Source organism: Yimella lutea, from assembly GCF_006715095.1.
GTDB classification, from domain to species: domain Bacteria; phylum Actinomycetota; class Actinomycetes; order Actinomycetales; family Dermatophilaceae; genus Yimella; species Yimella lutea.
The window spans coordinates 1,993,526-2,011,027 of the sequence record NZ_VFMO01000001.1; the positions used below are offsets into that span (position 1 = coordinate 1,993,526).

20 protein-coding genes and 2 pseudogenes are annotated in these 17,502 nt (G+C 66.0%); 3 read left to right on the top strand and 19 right to left on the bottom strand.

Annotated elements, in window-relative coordinates:
- Window positions 1-263: 263 nt before the first annotated feature.
- The 13 genes and pseudogenes from FB459_RS09545 to FB459_RS09595 form a co-directional block, all read right to left on the bottom strand.
- Window positions 264-644, bottom strand: a complete 381-nt coding sequence (locus FB459_RS09545; RefSeq protein WP_141928301.1) for an integrase core domain-containing protein — start codon at window positions 642-644, stop codon at window positions 264-266.
- A gap of 127 nt (window positions 645-771) precedes the next feature.
- The gene (locus tag FB459_RS09550) at window positions 772-1,254 is read right to left on the bottom strand and encodes a transposase (RefSeq protein ID WP_141928302.1); all 483 of its coding nucleotides are present in this window, start codon (window positions 1,252-1,254) and stop codon (window positions 772-774) included.
- Window positions 1,255-1,820: 566 nt separating this feature from the next.
- On the bottom strand, window positions 1,821-2,498 hold the full coding sequence (locus FB459_RS17810) for an aggregation-promoting factor C-terminal-like domain-containing protein (protein WP_240795855.1): 678 nt from the start codon (window positions 2,496-2,498) through the stop codon (window positions 1,821-1,823).
- A gap of 102 nt (window positions 2,499-2,600) precedes the next feature.
- Window positions 2,601-3,533: a hypothetical protein gene (locus FB459_RS09560; RefSeq protein ID WP_141928303.1), complete on the bottom strand. Its 933-nt coding sequence runs from the start codon at window positions 3,531-3,533 to the stop codon at window positions 2,601-2,603.
- A gap of 43 nt (window positions 3,534-3,576) precedes the next feature.
- The gene (locus tag FB459_RS09565; protein WP_141928304.1) at window positions 3,577-4,461 is read right to left on the bottom strand and encodes a hypothetical protein; all 885 of its coding nucleotides are present in this window, start codon (window positions 4,459-4,461) and stop codon (window positions 3,577-3,579) included.
- Between the two features lie 136 nt (window positions 4,462-4,597).
- A pseudogene (locus FB459_RS17815) lies at window positions 4,598-4,705 on the bottom strand (fructose-bisphosphatase class II); the annotation flags it as partial.
- Window positions 4,706-5,197: 492 nt separating this feature from the next.
- A pseudogene (locus FB459_RS17820) lies at window positions 5,198-5,641 on the bottom strand (ATP-binding protein); the annotation flags it as partial.
- A 29-nt stretch (window positions 5,642-5,670) separates the two neighbouring features.
- Entirely contained in the window at window positions 5,671-5,841 is a 171-nt protein-coding gene (locus FB459_RS17275) for a hypothetical protein (protein ID WP_170221833.1), read from the bottom strand.
- Window positions 5,842-5,850: 9 nt separating this feature from the next.
- A complete protein-coding gene (locus FB459_RS09575) occupies window positions 5,851-6,093 on the bottom strand; it encodes a hypothetical protein (RefSeq protein ID WP_141928306.1) in 243 nt (80 codons plus the stop codon).
- 47 nt (window positions 6,094-6,140) lie between these two features.
- On the bottom strand, window positions 6,141-8,195 hold the full coding sequence (gene ligA / locus FB459_RS09580) for an NAD-dependent DNA ligase LigA (RefSeq protein ID WP_141928307.1): 2,055 nt from the start codon (window positions 8,193-8,195) through the stop codon (window positions 6,141-6,143).
- 179 nt (window positions 8,196-8,374) lie between these two features.
- Window positions 8,375-8,758 (bottom strand): hypothetical protein, encoded by a 384-nt coding sequence (locus FB459_RS09585; protein ID WP_141928308.1) that lies wholly within the window; start codon window positions 8,756-8,758, stop codon window positions 8,375-8,377.
- 203 nt (window positions 8,759-8,961) lie between these two features.
- Window positions 8,962-9,468, bottom strand: coding sequence for a macro domain-containing protein (locus tag FB459_RS09590; protein ID WP_170221835.1), 507 nt, complete (start codon window positions 9,466-9,468; stop codon window positions 8,962-8,964).
- A gap of 129 nt (window positions 9,469-9,597) precedes the next feature.
- Window positions 9,598-10,878: a WGR domain-containing protein gene (locus FB459_RS09595; RefSeq protein WP_141928310.1), complete on the bottom strand. Its 1,281-nt coding sequence runs from the start codon at window positions 10,876-10,878 to the stop codon at window positions 9,598-9,600.
- Window positions 10,879-10,931: 53 nt separating this feature from the next.
- On the opposite strand from FB459_RS09595, the gene FB459_RS09600 reads away from it, so the two are divergent.
- On the top strand, window positions 10,932-11,126 hold the full coding sequence (locus tag FB459_RS09600; protein ID WP_141928311.1) for a hypothetical protein: 195 nt from the start codon (window positions 10,932-10,934) through the stop codon (window positions 11,124-11,126).
- A gap of 20 nt (window positions 11,127-11,146) precedes the next feature.
- Here FB459_RS09600 and FB459_RS09605 read toward each other — a convergent pair whose 3' ends face one another.
- Entirely contained in the window at window positions 11,147-11,830 is a 684-nt protein-coding gene (locus FB459_RS09605; RefSeq protein WP_141928312.1) for a DUF7455 domain-containing protein, read from the bottom strand.
- A gap of 82 nt (window positions 11,831-11,912) precedes the next feature.
- Window positions 11,913-12,500, bottom strand: coding sequence for a hypothetical protein (locus FB459_RS09610; RefSeq protein ID WP_141928313.1), 588 nt, complete (start codon window positions 12,498-12,500; stop codon window positions 11,913-11,915).
- Window positions 12,501-12,623: 123 nt separating this feature from the next.
- Here FB459_RS09610 and FB459_RS09615 point away from each other — a divergent pair, with 123 nt between their 5' ends.
- Both FB459_RS09615 and FB459_RS09620 read left to right on the top strand, forming a co-directional pair.
- A complete protein-coding gene (locus tag FB459_RS09615) occupies window positions 12,624-14,171 on the top strand; it encodes a RecB family exonuclease (protein ID WP_141928314.1) in 1,548 nt (515 codons plus the stop codon).
- Window positions 14,172-14,253: 82 nt separating this feature from the next.
- Window positions 14,254-14,607, top strand: coding sequence for a hypothetical protein (locus tag FB459_RS09620; RefSeq protein WP_141928315.1), 354 nt, complete (start codon window positions 14,254-14,256; stop codon window positions 14,605-14,607).
- A gap of 128 nt (window positions 14,608-14,735) precedes the next feature.
- Here FB459_RS09620 and FB459_RS09625 read toward each other — a convergent pair whose 3' ends face one another.
- Genes FB459_RS09625 through FB459_RS09640 form a run of 4 tightly spaced genes read right to left on the bottom strand, consistent with a single transcriptional unit; the run spans window position 14,736 to window position 17,498 of the window.
- Window positions 14,736-15,770, bottom strand: a complete 1,035-nt coding sequence (locus FB459_RS09625; protein ID WP_141928316.1) for a hypothetical protein — start codon at window positions 15,768-15,770, stop codon at window positions 14,736-14,738.
- Window positions 15,767-16,207 (bottom strand): hypothetical protein, encoded by a 441-nt coding sequence (locus FB459_RS09630; protein WP_141928317.1) that lies wholly within the window; start codon window positions 16,205-16,207, stop codon window positions 15,767-15,769. Before FB459_RS09630 ends, FB459_RS09625 begins: the two co-directional genes overlap by 4 nt.
- Window positions 16,204-17,094: a hypothetical protein gene (locus FB459_RS09635; RefSeq protein WP_141928318.1), complete on the bottom strand. Its 891-nt coding sequence runs from the start codon at window positions 17,092-17,094 to the stop codon at window positions 16,204-16,206. The genes FB459_RS09630 and FB459_RS09635 overlap by 4 nt, the downstream gene beginning before the upstream one ends.
- On the bottom strand, window positions 17,094-17,498 hold the full coding sequence (locus FB459_RS09640; protein ID WP_141928319.1) for a hypothetical protein: 405 nt from the start codon (window positions 17,496-17,498) through the stop codon (window positions 17,094-17,096). Before FB459_RS09640 ends, FB459_RS09635 begins: the two co-directional genes overlap by 1 nt.
- Between the last annotated feature and the right edge of the window lie 4 nt (window positions 17,499-17,502).

A 17,502-nucleotide genomic window follows, 5' to 3' on the forward strand; every position in this document is an offset into this window, starting at 1 on the left:
GTGTGTTCTCGTCGGACAAGGCGGTTGATGTTCGCCCCGACCGGGTGTCTCTCGTTCCTTGGAGCCTCCGAGGAGTGCTTGATCGACGGCCCGGTCCGGCCAGGGGTCGGGTTCGTGCTGCTGGTTGTGTTGAGCCCCATCGACTCTCTGCGGGGAGGGCCGATTGCGGGGCCACCTGCGACTGCGATCACAAAAGTACCACACGGATGGTTTGTTTTAGCGGTTCATAGCGCGGAAGATGTCAAGCAGTGAGACACGTCTCGTTACGTGGTCTGTATCAGGGCCTCCGGTGATGGCCGGTTGATCCAGGCCGCTTCGGGCATCCTTGGGGGCAACAGGTCTGTGGTTGCCAACCGTTCGGGGTGAGCGGTGTTCAGCGTTGTCTGGCATTGGGCGCGGATCTCGGTCGCGTTGCCGTGGTGGACCGGCGCCGGGGTGTGGAGTCCGATCCTGGAGCGACGCTGCTCGTGGTTGTAATAGGTGAAGAACGCCTCAGAGAACGCCCTCGCGTCGGCCGGGGACCAGGAGCTCTCGGGGAACACCGGTGCGTACGTCAGCGTCTTGAACGCCGACTTGCTGACTGGGTTGTCATTCGACACCCGCGGCCGGGAGTGGGATCGGTCGATCCTTGGGTCGTGCAGCAGTTGGGCGCCGTTTCGATGTCATCGAGGTGCCCCGGTCAGCGTGAGCCGCATCGGGGATGCCGTAGATGCCCATCGCCTCCTCGAGCATCGTCTTGGCGATCTCGGAGTTCTCACCGGTCTGGACGGTTTACGCGACGACGTAGCGGGAGAGGATGTCGAGCACGACGTAGGGCTGGAACCAGCACTCGCGCCCTAGTCCGCGGAGTTTGGTGATGTCCCAGCTCCAGATCTGTCCTGGTCCGGTGGCCAGCAGTTTGGGCTTCTTGCGCGCAGGGTGGGTGGCCTGCCGGTGCCGCTCGCCGGTGGCACCGTCGCATCGAAGGATCCGGTGCATGGTCGACACCGAGCACAGGTACGCGCCCTCGTCGAGCAGGATGGCCCAGGTTTGCGCGACTGATTTGTCCACGAACCTCTCGCTGGTCAACGCGGCCAGCACCTGCGCCTGCTCCTCGTCAGTGAGCGCGTTGGGTGGCGTGGGCCGTCTCGGCGCCGGTCCGTGCATCCGCGGCTGCTTGGCGCAGTAGTGACCGCCTGGCGAGCGGACTAGCAGCCCGCAGGCCTTCTTGATGCTCGTGTGCTCGGCGAGGTCGTCGACGGCAGGGACGATCACCGCTTTAGCGGCTTCGGCGTGCCCGTGCTCTCGGAGAGCGTCTCCACGAGCGCGTGTGCTCTTCCCACGATGCCCAACGCCGCTCTTGTCCTCGCGAGTTCGGCCTCGGCCTTCTCCGCCCGAGCCTTGAGCTGCTCGATCTCCCGGTCGCGGCGACCCTCGTATTAGGCCCCAGCGCCGCGGTCGCGCCGGCCCGGGCAGCCTTACGCCACCCGGTGATGTGGAAGGAGTACACGGCCCTCCCTGCGCAGGACCGCACCCCGATCGTGGTCCGCAGCTGCTCACTGGGCCACGATCCGGGCCTTGTATTCCGCGGTGAACGTGCGCCGCTTCGGACGATCAGCTCCAGGAGTCACGCCCCATCATCGATCCGAGAGGCGTCGGCCAACGTCATTGCATCAAGGTGTCTCACTTCTCGGCCCCATGCAGCGAGAAAGAACTCAGAAGTCGTGTCTCACCTCAGCCTGACGCACAGGGGCCGCCGGGGTCTTGTTGCTGCGAAGCCTCGGGTCCGCGACGAGGGAAGATTCGCATGAGCTTACTCGGTGCTGAGTGGGCTCGCTCACTCAGTACCAGTTGACGGCTTCGGAGTGAGCCCACGCGCCACAGGGGGAGCCGTAGCGTCCCTTGATGTAGGTCAGGCCCCAGGTGATCTGGGTGGCCGGATTGGTGCGCCAGTCGGCGCCGGCGGAGGCCATCTTGGATCCCGGCAGCGACTGCGGGATGCCGTAGGCGCCCGAGGAGGGGTTCGTCGCGGTGTGCGCCCAACCGGATTCGCGGGTCCAGAGTCTGTCCAGGCAGCCGAACTGATCCTGACCCCAGCCGTACGAGGACAGCATGGACTGTGCGATCGAGCGTGCGGAACCCGCGGGGACCGGAGCGGCCTTCTCAACAGGTTTCGGGTTCGGGGCGCTGGTGTCCTTCGTCGGTTGCGCAGGCGTCGCGGCGGACGGAGCCCTGGTCTTCGACTTCTGGGTCGGCGTCTTCGCTGCGGGCGCGGGCCGAGCCGGGACAGTAGTGGGCGTCGGGACGATGACGACCGGCGTGGACTGCACGAGCGGGAGTGCCTGCGCCGCCGGGGCAAGCATCACAGGTCGCGCGCTCGATCGGGAGACGCTGATCTCGACGGGCCGCAACGGAGTTGATGAGGGCCCCTTGTCGATCGGTTGCATCGCTTGAGCGGGCGCAGCGATCGCGAGGAGGGCGAGGGTGGACAGCAGCTTGGTCTTCTGGGTGGTGTGCATGAAGTAGACGGTGCGACGCGCTTCGGTCGTCAGGCGCCTTCGGCAGCCAGCCGACCTTTAACGGTCAACGTCTGCTTAACCCACGACGAGCGCGTCGTCCGCTCACAGGCATTCGCAGTCGTCCACATTCTCGCCGCACTCCGAGCACGTCGAGTCGCAGACGCATTCCTCAACAACCGCGCCGCAGTCGCTGCAGTAGTCCTCGTCGTCGTCGTCGTCGAACGGGCCGACGTAATCAAAGATGGGCGTGACAACCTTCTTCTCCGAAGCGTCGAGCACGACGTAACGCGAGACGCGCATCTTGGCGCAGCCGCTGTCCTTGGGGACGCTCACCACGTCGGCGGGGTCGACGAGTACGCGCAACAGTTTGCGGCCGAATCCGTTGGCGTAGTCCCAGGTGCCGACGTGCAAGCCGACCGAGCAGGCAACGTTGCGGTCGGTCTGCACGTACGAGCGTGGAATCTCGACGGTCGCACCAGCGGGGTTCGGAATGTGCCCGATGTGGGCGACGCCGTTGACGTAGACCGGCTCGACACCGGAACGCATCGAAAGGTTGTCCTCGACGTTCTGGACACCCTTGTAGCCCAGGATCAGGCCGTCCGGGGTGATGGTGAAGTCCTCGGACTCCAACCACGTCCACAGGTGAACGCGGGACACCTGTGAGGGGTTCTTGGCGAGCCGCTCCATGAAATGCACCAGCGCGACGTACCGCTGATCGTCGTCCTTGAGCAGCCGCAGCATGTGCCGGGCCAGAGCGTTGTTGATGACGTCGCCGTCCCACAACAGGTTCGTGCCGTCGTAGGAGATGTGGTCGGACAGCTTCGACAGCGACTGTGCGATGTGCGTCTTGGTGTCCACCAACACCGCCAGGTCGGCGTAACTCGAACCGTCACCGGACAGTAGACAGTCGCGGACTCGGGCGTAGTTCGGGTGAGCGGATGAGAGCGTCTTGGAGCCCGAACCTGCCGGGTCGAAGAACGTGATCGTCGAGTCGTTTCCGGTGGAAATGACGTTGTACGGAATGGTGGTTTTCATACCCGTACGGTGCGACGAAGCTCGCGGGTTGGGCGTCGTGTCCTCATGCCGCGACAGCCGCCTGAGCCGCCTGGTGCTGACGCAACAGGTAGACCCCGTTGAGGACATCGAGCAGGTCATCGCCGTCCAGATGCCGCGCCCGCAGCACCGGATACACCTCGGCGATGCTGTCCTCGCGGCTGTTTGGGCTGAACGTCGCCAGGACGGCGAGCCAATCCTGATCCGGCACCGACGCTGCCGCACGCAGCCGTGGGTCGAACAGGCGGTCGGCGTACTCCGTCAGAGGGGCGAGATGGTTGACGAGAGCCAACGCATCCCGTTCAACCGTGTTGAGCCCAGCGACGACCTGCCGGATCTCCGACCAGTAGTTGTCCGCACGGGTGATCGTCAGCCCAGCCTTGGCCCACTTCTTCGCCGGGGCGCGACCGTCCTTCTGCACGAGTACCGGGCAGGTCGAGGTCACGGCTTGCTGGTTCACACCGTCGTTCCGGTTGATGACGCGCAAATGACCGCCGTACTCCTTGCACAACGCGACGAGAGCGGTCTCGGTCAGTTCCAGATCGACGACGGAGCGCGGCACACGCACCCGATACGTCGGCTCGATGACGGCGCCGCCAACGGTGACCTTCTGCTGCGTGGAAGCCTTGATGCTCTCACCGAGCGCCTTGAACTGTGCAGCGGTCAGGACATCCACCTCGTCGCCGTCGTGACCCCAGCGCAGCCACCCGATCTGGCCGGACTCCTCGGGAACGGTGACCAGCATCTCCCATCCCTGGTCGAGCATCACGCGGGTCGCATGAGCACGAACACCGGAGATGGAAGCTGCGACGACCACGCCAAACTTCACCCGCGCCATCCGCGGGACGATCAGCCGCTGCGGGTCACACAGGGAGACGGGCTTGTCGCGATTCTTGTCGAGCCACAGCACCACAGACTTCGCCGGTGCCGTGAACCCCGTGGATACGTCTTCCCGCGCCAGATGACCGACGGGCCGATGCGGAACACCTTGTTCTCGTAGGCTGCTGCGACCGCTGCCCCCGCCGACGGCAAGGTGTCGGCCGTGCGGTGCCCTCGCGGGCGGCCATGATCGAGCCGGCGACGTCGCCGTCGCTGATGTAGCGGATGCGGGCGCCGGCGTCGCGCACCTGGCGACCGAGCTCCTCGTGGCGCGGGGGGGCGTGCATCGCCGCGACGCGGCCCGGCAGAGACTCGATCTGCGCTTCGATCCACGCGCGGTTACCGTCGGTGTCCTTCAGTGCCTCGCGGGTGGGCGCGGGCGACAGGTCGTTGACCTGCGCTACCAGGTAGACCGCCGACCGCGACGAGTCCGCGTTCATGGCCTGACGGACACGCTTGGCTGACCCGGCGGGAAGCGGGTACGCGACGCCACCCATGATGACTGACACATCTCTGCGGCGCTCCCACTCATCGGGCAGCACGAACGCGCTGTCGTCGATGGCGGTGCAGCGGTCGAGGATGGACACGTTCAGTGTGCCGTCGATCAGTGCGGTGCCACTCGGCCAGACCTCGAACACCCGCCGCGCCGTCTGGGCGAAACCCGTGTGCTCACGGAACGGGATTTCGACCTGCACACCGCTCGGCTCGTCGGTAGCGACACCCGCGACGATGACGTTCTTGGTGCCGATGTTGTTGTCGTCCAAGGCGAACAGGACGACGTTCTTGATGCCGTCCTTGATCGAGGTGACGATGAACTGCCGCGACTCCGCGAAGGCTGACTTGGCACCGATTCCGAAGCCGCCTGTTTGGGTCGTTCCGCGCTTGGTGGACTTGAGGTAGACGCCGTAGATGTCGTCCATCTCGGCAGCGGTCAGGCCGGTGCCGAAGTCCCTGATCCGCAGCGTCGAGTCGAACTCGGACGGCAACGTGATCTGCACGGGCTCGGTGACGCCGGCGACCAGGTGCGCGTCTCGCCCGTTGACGGCGTACTCGCGCAGAATCGCGGTGCGCGGGTCGCTGTAGAGGCTGCTCAGGATGTCCATGAGGACGGCCATGTCCTCGGTCGTTTCGACCTGGAAGCCCATCGCGGACGCGGCGGCGCGGTCGATGTTTCCGGTAACAGTGGCATTCGATGTCGGGTTGATCTGCATACCGGAACGGTGCGACGCCGCTCGGTCGGTCAGTTGGTGATGCGCAGCTCCGACTCGATCTCGACGAGCCGCTCGCGCAGCGCAACGATCACCTGATGGCTGGCCGCTCGTGAGACACCGGGACGCTGCTCGAGGCGAAGCTCCCGGCGTAGTTCAGCGCGCTGCCGCAGCAGTTCCTTGCGGCGACCCTCCATGCCCATCGCAGCAGGTTAGTCCGTGTACGGAAGCTCGTGAACAGGCACGACCGCCGCCGCCGCGATCGCCTCGTCGACCTCCTGGCCGACATATGGGCGCCCGGTGGCCCTGCACTTCTCGCGGTACATCTTCAGCACCCGGAAGTCCTCACAGAACGGACAGTCCGGATCGAGCCCGAAGGTGTGCGGACACTGGTCGACGAACACCCGGCTCGCGAGCCGGTGCGCGATCGCCTCCCAGGACGGCTGCTTGCTCATAACGGTGACGGTGCGACGGGCTTGGCGTTTGAAGGGAATGTGTCACGTCAGAGGTACTCCGCGATGAACTCGTCCTCGGTCATTACCCGCACGCCGAGTGTCGCGGCCTTGTCGAGTTTGCTGCCGGCACCCGGACCAGCGACCAGGAGGGAGGTCGATTTGGACACCGAGGATGCCGCTCTGCCGCCCAGCGACTCCACTGTCTCGTTCATCTCCGATCGAGTGCGGAGCACCATCGACCCGGTGACGCAGACCGACATCCCGGCCAGCGGCTGAGAGCAGGCGTCCGTGGTGGCCCTCGATGCGGGCGCGTCCTGCATCACGACCCCGGCGGCGGACATTCGGTCAATGACACTCGCCAGCTCGGCCAGCTCATCGACAATCATCGCGGCCTTGATGGTGCCGATCTTCTCCACCGTTGCCAGTTCCTCCACGGACGCGGCCCGCAGAGCGTCCATCGAGCCGAAATGCTTGGCGAGACGTCGGGACATGCTTCGTCCCGTGCCGCGAACGCCGAGGGACGTAATGACGCGGGCAAGTCCAGCGGTCTTGGCCTTCTCAATCTGCGTGACGATGTTTCCGGCGACCGTCGAACCGACAGGGACGGACTGACCGACACGATCTGCCTTCCGGTTCTGCGCGGTGTCGCCGTAGACCTTGTCTGAGGAGACCGCAGCGACCTGCGCGGCCGTCAGGGTGAACAGGTCGGCCAGGTCGGTGACGACGCCCTGGTCGATCATCCGCTTCACGAGCGAGGTGGACAGGCCGTCGATGTCAAGAGCGTCCCGGCTCACCGCGTAGGCAACCGACTCGACGGCGGCGCACCCGCGTCCCCTGACGCAGCGCCACACGGCCTGAGTGGTGTCAAAGTTACTGCCGCAGTTCGGGCAGACGGCCGGCACGTCGATCGGGGTTTGGCTGCCGTCACGGTGGGCGACGACCGGAGCTTCCAGGCGGGGGATGATCTCGCCGGCCTTCTTCACGATGACCGTGTCGCCGAGCATGAAGCCCTTGCGGCTGATGTCGTCGGGGTTGTGCAGCGAGGCGTAGGTGACGGTGCTGCCGGTGAGCTCGACCGGCTCGATGCGGGCACGCGGAGTGAGCCTGCCTGTGCGACCGATCGTCCATTCAACCTCCAGCAGCGTGCTGGTGACCTGCTGCGTGGCGTACTTGTAGGCGATCGCCCAGCGCGGGGTGCGTGACCCGATCCCGAGCCGGACGCGGTCCGAGGTTCGGTCCGCTTTGACCACTATGCCGTCGGTGTCGACGTTCGGCTCGGCGCCAGCCCATGCCTGGACTTCGGTGACGACCTGTCCCATGTCGTGCGGGCCGCGCCTACCCAGCAAGCCCGCAGCAGTAGCGAACCCAAACGCTTCGAGGTCGTCCATCGAGTCGGTGTGTGGCGCGGTATCCAGACCAATCTGGTCGTAGGCGTAGAAGCTGAACGGGATGAGGTAGTCGCGAGATTTTGCTCCGCGTAGCGTTCCGGCCACTCCGTTGCGTGCGTTCGCGAAGACCGGATCGCCGTGCTGTTCGCGCAGCACGTTCGCACCCTCGAACTGGTCGTGGGTGAACACGGCCTCCCCGCGCACCTCAAGGTCGAAACCACGAATGTCACGGGTCGAGATGCCGCCCTTGTGGTGCGACGGACCGCCCACGAATGCGGGGATGTTGTCGATCGACTCGAGTGCGTACGTCACGTCCTCGCCGTGCGAACCGTCGCCACGGGTGACCATCTGCACCGGCTTGCCGTTGCGGTAGCGAATGACGACCGCGAGGCCGTCGAGCTTCGGCTCTACGGAGAACTGCTCGATGCCGGACTTGGTCATCCAGGTCGTCAGCGCCGCGGTGTCCTCAGTAACCTTCTCCAGCGACAACATCGGCACACTATGCGCCACGTCGCCGGAGACGGAACCGGAGGCGACCTTCGCGAGCTCGGGGGCGTCGATTCCCTGCTGTTCGGCGTATGCACTGGCGGCGTCGTAGAGGCTGTCGAACTGTGCGTCGGACAGGTTCGAGGTGCCGTCGGTGTAGTACGCGGTGGAGGCCTCGACGATCTGGGTGATGGTGGCGTCGAACTCGGTTCGAGAGGTGATGTTCATACCTCTACGGTGCGACGTCGCTCGTCCGATGCGCCTCGGGCCAGCGCGACGGTGCCCACCACCAGTGCGTTCATCGCGCCAGGACGGGTGGTTGCATCGCCACGGGGATCCAGCGGGTCAGGCTCTCGATCCGTCGGGGGCTTCTTCTGCTTTGTCGTTGAGCTCCTCGATTGGTTCGTCTAGAGCATCGACCTGATGCGCTGACGGATGACGTCGAGCCCACTGGTAAGCAGCATGTCCCGAGACGCAAGCGTGCCCTGGTACTCGGTGTTCAGCCACTCGAGCGTCTCCGGCAGGTACGGAGCAGCACCGGACGGGATAGCGACTGGTGCCTCGAAGCGGAACGGGTCGACCTCGGACACGATCGCTTTGGCGATCAGGTGCGCCGTGGTGGCGGCGGTGCGGGTCTGCGGCGTGGCAGCAAGTACGCAGTCCCACAGGTGATCCTCTGCGACGCGAGCCAGGGCGAGCGTCTGGAGCTGCTGCTCGACAGCGTCGGCAGTGCTGGGGCGAAGGTGGCCCTGGTCGTCGGAGGAGAACACGGGGGCGAGATTCGTCGTCATACCCACACGGTGCGACGGGTGACGGCCGCTGCTCAGTCGACGGTGACCTCGTTCGGGTGACCCGACCACTGGCGGGGTAAGGCGACAACTCACGCAGACGATTCAGCCGCCCGCCGCGGTCACTGTCCAGCGGACTGATGCCGTCCGGTCCGGTCCTGGCATGACACCAAGCAACGTCGACGCCCTCGACGCCGTGGTCTGGCTCAGCCGAACAGGATCTTGACAGCGTGCTCGTCGATCTCCTCAGCCGGGTGAGTGTGAACATGCAGATGCACGTCGGGGTAGTCGCTCGCGACGCTTAAGAAGGTGCGCGCCACCTCCTGCCGGGTCAGTCCACCGATGCCGGCACCGATCCACGGCAGGTGAATCGTGACGTCGGGCTCACAGCTGTTCATCGCGTGCGACAGCGACAGTTCCAACCACTCGAGTTGCGCGGTTGGTCCGGGAGCGTCCTGGCTGAACAGGTTGTGGATGACATCGGTGCCAGCCTCGAAGCGGAACCAGTCGCCGGGCAGCTGGATGTCGTACCGGGTGCAGTGGTTGATGTACGCGCGGTACGCCGGCAGGAGCTGGGGGTAGCGCCGGGCGAACTGCTTGGCGACACCGGCGCCCATCACGCCATGCGTGTTGACCCCGTGCGCGAGGTGACGCTGGTGCCCGAGCACTGCGGGAACGTCGAACAGGTCGGTGTGGCTGTGCTTGATCGTCATGCTGCACCACCAGGTGCGCTCTGGCAGCGGGTGAGTGCCTTCATCGACGACGAAGGAGGCACCTGGACGCGGACGGGGGCGCAGCATGTGGACGTGTTCATAACCTCACGGTGCGACGGGCCTCGCCGGCTATCCGCCGAACTGACACAGGAACGTCAACTTGACCTGGTCGGGACGCCAGATGATCGCCTCGTGGTTGAGCACGCCGCACGTTCCCCCCTTGACGTTGATCGAGTCGAAGCGGCGGCCTTCGTGGTGGTTGTCGACCAGAGAGCCGGAGCGGGCCCGGTCGTAGGCAGCATGGCTCTGACCGTGCATGTTCGGTCGGTACTCCCAGCCCATCGCCACGTCAGCGGCGAACATGAAGAACTCCGGGTCCGTGCCAGCAGACCACACCCCGCCACGGCTGTACTGCAGCGACTTGGACGACTGCTCGGACAGGTACACACCGTCGCCGAACATGCGGGCTGTGACGTGCTTGGCGGTCGCCGGCGGCACTACCAACCCCGAGGACAGGATGGACAGCACGTTGCCCGCGCGCGAACCGTGCCACATCGACCGCACATTGCCGACGCTGGCGATGGTCTGCTCGATCTCATCGCTGCGGCGGTTGTCAATCAGCCGGTAGGCACCGGACATCGTCGCCGAGGAGACTCCGCGGTGCTTGGCGTTCTTCGTGCCCACGTACCGGGCGCGCAGGGTCTTCAGTTCGGCGGCGGTCGCCGGGACGAGGGTGTAGCGGAAGAAGTCGTCGTCCCCGCTGTCCGGCGCCGCGGTGAACGCGACAGCAGCCTCGAGCTGATCGAGCAGGTCCCGCTGCTGACGCACCTGCGCGTCACCGGTGACGAAGTGGTCCGCCCAGGCACCGCGTGAAGGCACCGTCTGCGGGATGAGCATGAGGTAGTCGTTGACCAGGCGAACCCGGTCAGTGCCGGACGTCATGACGTGCATCCGGTCGAGAAGGTTGCGGGCCTGACTGATGGAGGAGGAGGACACCGGGCCGAGCGCGGTCTGCACACCGGTCGAGGTGACGGTGATCTTGCCGCCGGACGCCGAGGAGATCGTGTGCGCGTTCACGGCGACCAACCGGTCGACCATCGCAGCGATCGCCGAGTTGCCGCCGGCGAGCTTGTCACGCCCCACCGTGCGCAGCACGTCGGCGCTGGCTTGAGCCGCCCCGGACGCGCCGTCGGCCAGCGCAACCGGACGATAACCCTTACGTGTCTTGTCGTGAACCGCACGGTCAAAGGACTTCTTGCCGGTCAGGTCGGTGATGTTTCCCGACTGGCCGACGCGCCCCCAACGGGCGATGACACGGCCGTCGGTGTGCGCGGTCACTTCGTAGAACTTGTTGCTGTTCGCGGACCCGTCGGTCAGGACGAGCATCGTGCGTTCGAGGGTTGTAGTCATGACCGTACGGTGCGACGCGGCACGCCCGGCGAAGGTTGTCACACCGTACCGCTATGACTTCCCGAAGCACCCAGAACAACCACAGCTGTCCGACCTTCGGACGTCCGCTGCTGCACGACTGCACGCGCACCAGCGGCGCCTGGTTGTACTCACCGTCCGGCACGCCACAGTTCTCTGTCGGCTTCGACGTGCATCCGATCTTCGCCGACGAGGCGGCAGTCCTCGCCTGGATCGAGCACGAAGGCTGATCCGGGCCGCCGGTCATCCTTCAGGTGGACTGGATCGGCATGTTCTGTAGGTGGTGTCCGGCTGCCCAGGACTCGATGAGGGTCGCTTCGCCTCGCTCGTCGAGGTGCACGACGGCGTACGCGGCCACCGCGCCGGTGGTGGCGTCGATGATGTCGGTGACCTGACCGGCCAGGGCGTGCACGACGACACGGGGACGCTGCAGGGTGTCGAAGCGGATGAGTGCGGGCTGCCCGGCTTCGTCGGTCCAGACACCGGCGCGGAAGCGGCGCAACTCGTAGACGACGGGGGACTGGCCGGGGGTGGCGATGCTGCGGATGGTGACGGCGGCGGTGCCGTCCGCGCAGTTGCTGAGCCGCCCCTGCTCGTCGGTGTACTGCACCTGCTCGAGCCCTTCACCGATGGGGAACACGGTGCGGGTCCGCTGTCCGTGCTTCGGTTCGGACGGCGTACCGACCGGGATCGGCTGAGTGTCGTCGATGCCGTACAGCGGCTCAGCATCGTCGGTACCGGTGGGTGCACTGCTGTCCTGATCGACGTCTCGGTGCGCAAGCACCGCAGGCCACCAGCCGGCCTCGACGAGCGCGGCGCAGCGGGCGCGGTAGTGGTGCCCGCAGAACGACAGCACGGTGCCGGAGCTGTTGGTGACGTCGGTCCTGGCGCGGACTCCGCACTCATCGCAGGTGGTGAGGTTGTCACTGGACATGTCGGTACGGTGCGACGCGCTTCACGCACCGGTTGCACCAAGGGCACCCGACGATCGGGTGCCCTTGGTGGTGGTTCGCAGGTCAGGCTGCAGCGACCTGCTGACCGGTGCGCAGCGTGTGGATGTCGGCCTCGGACGCCTTCCCGAGCGCCTTGATCCCCTTCAGAACGCGCACGTTCTGACCGGTACGGCCCTGCATCGGCTGCATCTCGGCGAACACGATCACGTTGTGACCGATCAAGTCCTTGGCCTGGCGGGCGAGCAGACGTCCGTGCGGGTCGTTCAGGAACTCGGTACGGATCTTCTCGTAGCCATTGCGCTTGTCCTCGTTCTGCGCGTTCGGGTCGATACGGCTGTGCAGAATCAGCACGGCGCGTCCCGAGCTCGCCTCGGTCTCGATGCCAGCGATGATCGAGCGGAACACCTTTTCGGCCTTGGCAACCGGTGCGACTTCGGCGAACAGGCGTCCGCCCTCGCCGGTGGACATCAGCAGCTGCTTGGCCTTGTCGGCCACCAGTGCCTCGTGCCACTGCTCGGGGCCGAACTTCGGCAGCTCGCCGCGACCGTTGCGCAGCGCCTCGAAGTCCTCCGGGGTGGGGAACGGGACCATGCCGTAAGCGGTCATCAGCGCCTGCTGTACCTGAATGGGCGAGTAGTTCTCGTTGGACATGTGGGGCTTCCCTCCGGGGGATCAGATCGTGGGTGATCGGTGTGCGATTGCCCCTGCACGGTGCGACGCCGGTGACGAACGGAGCCTGATTGCTTTCGTGTCGGGCGTCGCACCGTCCCTGGTATGCCCGACCCCAACGACGCACTCGATCTCGGCGCCTGGCTGGCGTTCGTCGACGAAGGCGGAACCGCCACGCTCGTCGTCACCGACCGGGAGCATCCGGCTGCCAAGTCGCTGCTGAAGCCACGCCGGCTCTCACCCTCCACCGCTGCGGCGATGGAGGGCGGTTGTCATGCCCGGTGGGCGGTGGAGAGGTCGATGCCGCGCACCGATGACCCGTTCGGGGCCGCTGAACTCGGCTCTGCCGCACACGCGGTAATGGAAGAGGTCATGCAGCGCCCGTCGCACCAGCGGACACCAGAAGCGATCGAGTTCGAGCTGTCACGGGTCGACCAGACCCACCCGGAACTGGCGGTTCCGGACGACATCATGGAGCGCACCCGCTGGCGCGGTGAGGTGGCCGGCAAGCTCGCCGGAATCCCCGCGATCATGGATCTGCCATCCATCGACGTGTACGGCACCGAGATCCACTTCGACCACGTCAGTGTGGCTGGCGTACCGATCAACGGGTACGCCGATCTCGTTGCGCGACAACCGAATGGGTCACTCTGGGTTCAGGACTACAAAACCGGGAAGGTGCGCAAGCCCTACCGCGACGAACGCGACGCGGAGTCCGATCAGCAGCGCACCTACGTCATGGCACTAGCCGCCAAAACCGGCGAACTACCGACCCGAGCCACCCTGCTCTACACCGCCTTCGGGGCGTCCAAGGAAGTCGATGTCTCCCCGAATGCGCTGCGCGAAACCGCGACGGTGCTGCGTAACGCGTTCGCCGCGATGAACAGCAACGCCGAGCGGGGGACGTTCTCGATGAAGGCATCCGGCCTGTGCGGCTGGTGCCCGCTGGCTCTGGTCTGCCCGGAGGGCAACCGGTCACGAGTCGTCCGAGCCAAGACCCCGGCAGCCCATCTCGGTCCCGAACTGGGCATCCCACGACTACTGCGCGCCCCGTCCGCCCCTCCAATCCGCGAGGAGCGTCGCACCGTACCTACGCAACCGACAGACGGCACCACCGACCCGACCGCCTCGCCGTCCGATGACCCGAAAGGCCCGCACATGATCTCCGAAGGAAAGACCTGGGAGGAAATCCTCCCGGCCAACCAGACCAACCCGGTGACCGGCTCCGCGCTCAACCCGAACGCCTACGCCGCCGCCGCGTCGATGACCTACACCTGCGAGGCGTTCAAGATCCTGTTCGCCCACGCCAAGAACGGCGGCAAGCGGATGTCCGGCGAGGCGCAGGTGAAGTCGCTGGCGCTGTGTCTGTCGAACATCGTCGCCGCTGCTCAGCAGCAGCTCGGCGTCAAGGTGTCGTTGCAGGACGGCTCCAACACCCGTCTGCGTGCAGCGCTCTACGCCACCCTGGAGGTAGCCCCGCCGCCGCTGGACTCGCCCGAGTCGACCAAGTGGGAGGGCTGGATGAGCTACTGCATTCAGCGCATCATCACCCTGTTCCGGATCGCCACGGACGTCTGGGAGGCCGGTCAGGTCTCGCAGCCGTACGCCGACCTGGTGGCAGCCATCGCGGCGCCGGATGCCCAGGCCGCCTGAGACCAACCACTGACCGAACGCCGCTTCGCACATCGGGGCGGCGTTCGTCATGCCCGGCCGGAGGCTGTCGCACCGTTCGAGCATGAGTACTCAGACGAAGACCCAACCCCAGCACCCAGCGGAGACCTTCTCCGCTGGCGACATGCTGGTGGAAATGCTCGTCACCGACAGTGTCGGCTGGGAGGTGCTTGCCACGACCGCGCAGACGCTGACCATTCGGCGGACCAAGACCGGGAAGATCGTGCAGTCCGACAACCTTGAGGGCAACCCCTACCCGCTGGTCTGGGAGGAGATGGTCCCCAACCCGGACGCGCAGCAACACGTGGTCCGCCGGCGTGGCGACGGGACGTTCCGTGTCGATCGCAGTGCGCGACCGCTGTTCGCCGCCCCGGTCATCGACGGCATCCCGGTGACCCGGACCGACTACCGGTTCTGAGATCGTCGGCACAGTCCGCAACCGGCTGTTACGCGCCGAGTACTCGACCCAGGAAGACGGAACGCCCCGCCAAGGTCTCAGTGGACCCTGGTGGGGCGTTCGAGCGCTCTGAGGTGCCGCCATAGGACTCAGGGGGTCGGATCGAAGTCCGGAGGGTCGTCGTAGGCATCCCACGGGTCGTCCGGGGTCCCGCCCATCGGGTCGGTCGAGTCGGTCTGCGCCGGTTGGCGTGAGACCCGGCTGTGGCCGAACGGCGGATGCGTGATGTCAGATTCGCGCCGGTCGGTGTTGCCAGTGATGTAGTCATCGCCTGCCTCGAAACGGGCGTACTCATCGAGTTCGTCCACCAGTTCCTGCAGCACCTGGACACACATGGCCTCAACCGAGGAGACCGGCAGCTCGAGACGCTTGGCGATCTCCTTGTCGCTCCAGCGGTCACCACCCAGAGCCATGTCGGTGTCCAGACGCATCTGGGCGACCTGCCCGAGCACCGGAGACAACCTCTCGCAGCTGCGGATCACCTTGGCGATCAGGTGCTGCATGACAATGATGTTCTCCTGGCTGGCAACCATCCCATCGTGAGTCTCGACCGGCACGCCGGCGTACTTGGTGGTGTTGGTGATCTCCTCCATCTCGCGCAGGCGCGAGTGATCCAAGATCATCCCCGAGCGCGCCGGATCCTTGCGGGACTGGCGCATCCGCGCGTTGTGCCGCTCGATGAGCTGATCCTGCGTGGGCGGAAAACCGAGCTCACGGATGAGCATGTCGCGGGTCTTGTTGACCTCGATCGAGACCCGGTCGACGTTCTTGGCTCCCTTGGGTAGGGACGAGCGCCGGCTCTCCTGCTGGCGCCGTTTGGCCTCCTGGACGATGTAGCCGCGGAAGCTGCGCACTCCGGACAACTCCGCGTCAGTGCGGTGGTAGATCTTGACGGTGGCCTCCATGACCGAGGACAACGGTTCGTCGTCGAAGTCCTGGCCGTCCAGTGCCACCTTGCGAGCCATCTGCTTCAGGTCTGGCAGGTGCCCGAGCATGAACGCTTCCACGTTCGCGACCCTGCTGGCCTGGTCGAGTTCGGCGAACTCCTGGAATGCGTCGACCGGCGCATCCAGGACATCATCGGGCACAGCGTTGTACCCCTTGCCGGTCATGGCGTCGTTCACCAAGACCCCCTCCAAACCTCGGCCAGCGTTTCGTCGTCTGAGACGAACGGGAACGTCGTCATCGTGCGTTCTCGTTCGCGCAGCCCTGTCATCTGTTCAGCCTCCACGAATGCCGCCAGGCGGTGATGCGGACGAGTACCTCCCTTGAGGAGCCAACCAACCGTCAGCGACTTGTCGAGTAGTCCACTCGGGACCGACAAGCCACGACGTAGCAGAGCAAGCCGAAGGTTCCGTTCGCCGGGGGTATGGCGCACCGAGAGCAGCTCGGTCAGACGCACGGCTCGCAGGGGTTTCCCGCCGGGCTGGGAGGCTGCACCGATGAGGTCGATCGGTGCCGCTTTGCGTTCATGCAGACCCACCAGCCAGGCGGCTCTCATCCTCCGGGCGGCGTCGCGGGCGGCCGACAGTTCCGGGATCGGGACGATGCGCCGGCTCATGACGTGATCCAGTGGCGCGGGTCGTCGTCGTCAGGGAAGGCGTCCGCGGTCAACACCCGTGCCAGCTCCGGCTCAAGGGAGCGGCGGATCAAGGTGTCGCCAAAGGCGTCCAACCGGTCGCCGGCGATGATCGCGGCGCGCACCTTCGGCCCTTCGACCGGATCGGACAGCCACTGACGCACGAACTGCTTGGCGGAAGCGTTGACCGTCCGCGTCAACCACAGGCTCGGCTCGACCCCGGAGAAGGACTGGGTGAGCGAGGTCCGAATGACGTGCGTGACCAACCCTTCGTTCGAGTCGTCGCCGAAAGCCAATCGGGTCGTTGCGTCCTGGATGGCTTGTTCGTCCAGGTGCCCGTGCGGGGTGCTTCCTCGCCGACCGTAGGCAATCGAGGCATCGCGCACCGCGGCGATTGTCGCTGTGGCATGCGAGGTCAACGTGCGGCGCACCTTGTCCTCGATGATCTCCGTGAGCTGCCAGCGGGCGGCGCGCGCAGCGAGCAGGAGGTCAGGCGCAGGCATGGAACTCGCCGGCTGACGCACCGGGTCGGTGGCGGTGGGGTCAGTGTGAGTGAACCACGTCGGCACAGCTCGGGCGGTGGGCTCGAGGACGGACGTGAAGGAATCGACACGGCCGAACGAAGCGGTTGTCAGTTCGGCCGGCTGATTGCCGCTGAGCAGCACCGGTCCCTGAAGCCGGTGGGGGACCAAGGCGTTCTCGCCGTCGCTGCGGCGGGACTTGCGGCCGATGTCGGCCGGAAGCATCCACCAGGTCGGCAGGACGGCGAACGGACCGTCGGGTAGGTCCGCTGCTTCGATGGCTTCACCGACCCGGATGTCGTGCATGATCCGGGCCAGGTCGTTCATCTCGGACAGGCCGTGGGACATCAGTCCTCCAGTCCGTCGTCCGGGGTGTGGGCCGGTACGGGGAACACCAGTGGTGCACCCTGCTCGTCCGGGACGTCGTCCGCGCCGATGACCCGGTCGGTCAGCCCGAGCGTGCGGGCTACGAGCGCGACCAGAGCGAACGGCACGAACAGGATCGGCGCGGACAACAGCAGTGCCAGGCCGAGCAGAGTCAGCACGGCCAGCACGTTGACACCGGTTTCGATGACGGGGCGCATCCGGTAGACGACCACGGCCGAGACGACCAGTGCGATCAGGACGGCGGCGATCACCGGCAGCCAGGACGGTCCGGGCACGAGCGCCAGCGCAGCGGTGAGAGCTCCGGTGAGCGGGATCGCCAGCCAGTCGCGGGCACTCGAGATGTGGGTGGGCATCATGGTGCTCAAGGAC

Bases quoted from the DNA above. Each gene is read 5' to 3' on its own strand.
- FB459_RS17810 (WP_240795855.1), bottom strand. From the start codon at position 2,498: ATGCACACCACCCAGAAGACCAAGCTGCTGTCCACCCTCGCCCTCCTC.
- FB459_RS09560 (WP_141928303.1), bottom strand. From the start codon at position 3,533: ATGAAAACCACCATTCCGTACAACGTCATTTCCACCGGAAACGACTCG.
- FB459_RS17275 (WP_170221833.1), bottom strand. From the start codon at position 5,841: ATGGGCATGGAGGGTCGCCGCAAGGAACTGCTGCGGCAGCGCGCTGAA.
- FB459_RS09575 (WP_141928306.1), bottom strand. From the start codon at position 6,093: ATGAGCAAGCAGCCGTCCTGGGAGGCGATCGCGCACCGGCTCGCGAGC.
- ligA (WP_141928307.1), bottom strand. From the start codon at position 8,195: ATGAACATCACCTCTCGAACCGAGTTCGACGCCACCATCACCCAGATC.
- FB459_RS09585 (WP_141928308.1), bottom strand. From the start codon at position 8,758: ATGACGACGAATCTCGCCCCCGTGTTCTCCTCCGACGACCAGGGCCAC.
- FB459_RS09590 (WP_170221835.1), bottom strand. From the start codon at position 9,468: ATGACGATCAAGCACAGCCACACCGACCTGTTCGACGTTCCCGCAGTG.
- FB459_RS09595 (WP_141928310.1), bottom strand. From the start codon at position 10,878: ATGACTACAACCCTCGAACGCACGATGCTCGTCCTGACCGACGGGTCC.
- FB459_RS09600 (WP_141928311.1), top strand. From the start codon at position 10,932: ATGACTTCCCGAAGCACCCAGAACAACCACAGCTGTCCGACCTTCGGA.
- FB459_RS09605 (WP_141928312.1), bottom strand. From the start codon at position 11,830: ATGTCCAGTGACAACCTCACCACCTGCGATGAGTGCGGAGTCCGCGCC.
- FB459_RS09610 (WP_141928313.1), bottom strand. From the start codon at position 12,500: ATGTCCAACGAGAACTACTCGCCCATTCAGGTACAGCAGGCGCTGATG.
- FB459_RS09615 (WP_141928314.1), top strand. From the start codon at position 12,624: ATGCCCGACCCCAACGACGCACTCGATCTCGGCGCCTGGCTGGCGTTC.
- FB459_RS09620 (WP_141928315.1), top strand. From the start codon at position 14,254: ATGAGTACTCAGACGAAGACCCAACCCCAGCACCCAGCGGAGACCTTC.
- FB459_RS09630 (WP_141928317.1), bottom strand. From the start codon at position 16,207: ATGAGCCGGCGCATCGTCCCGATCCCGGAACTGTCGGCCGCCCGCGAC.
- FB459_RS09635 (WP_141928318.1), bottom strand. From the start codon at position 17,094: ATGTCCCACGGCCTGTCCGAGATGAACGACCTGGCCCGGATCATGCAC.